The organism is Corallococcus praedator (genome assembly GCF_003612125.1).
GTDB lineage: Bacteria > Myxococcota > Myxococcia > Myxococcales > Myxococcaceae > Corallococcus > Corallococcus praedator.
In genome coordinates, this window is the sequence record NZ_RAWI01000841.1 from 1 (window position 1) to 583 (window position 583).

Here is a 583-nt window from a genome sequence, read left to right on the forward strand (position 1 = left end):
CGGCGGAGCGGCCGCTGGCATCGCGCAGGGCAGGGGAGGCGCCCTGGTGGCGGAGCTGGTCGGCGACCTCATCGCGGCCGAAGAGGACGGCGAACATCAGGGCCGTCTGTCCCAGGCCGTTGGTCTGATCCACGGCGCAGGGCTGGGCGGCCAGGAGCTTCACGATGTCCGCGTAGCCCTTGAAGGCGGCGCCCATGAGGGCGGTGTTGCCCCGGTTGTCGCCCGCGCAGGCGTCGGCCCCGGCGGCGAGCAGCGCCTTCACCGTCTGCGTGTGGCCGTGGTAGGCGGCGAGGATGAGGGGGGAGAAGCCCCGAGCGTCACGGGCCTCCACCGGCGTGCCGGCCTTCACGAGCCCGGTGACGATGTCGGTTTCGCCCTCGCGCGAGGCGGCGAGCAGGTAGCGCTCCGCATCGCTGGTGGCGAGCAGCCGTCCCTGGGGCGCGGGCGCACGCAGCGACAGCCACGCGGCGGTCACCAGCGCACCCACCAGCACCAGCACTCCCAACGAACCGAGCAGCAGCTTGCGAACCATGAGGGCGTCTCCAGCTCCAGGAAGGGGCCCCCCGCCCCGGGTGGGCTGGGG

The 583-nt window shown here is 73.8% G+C and carries 1 protein-coding gene; it reads right to left on the minus strand.

Annotated features, from left to right (window positions below):
- Positions 1-532: ankyrin repeat domain-containing protein (locus D7Y13_RS42065; RefSeq protein ID WP_147452673.1), on the minus strand; the 532-nt coding region annotated here is incomplete at its 3' end.
- Between the last annotated feature and the right edge of the window lie 51 nt (positions 533-583).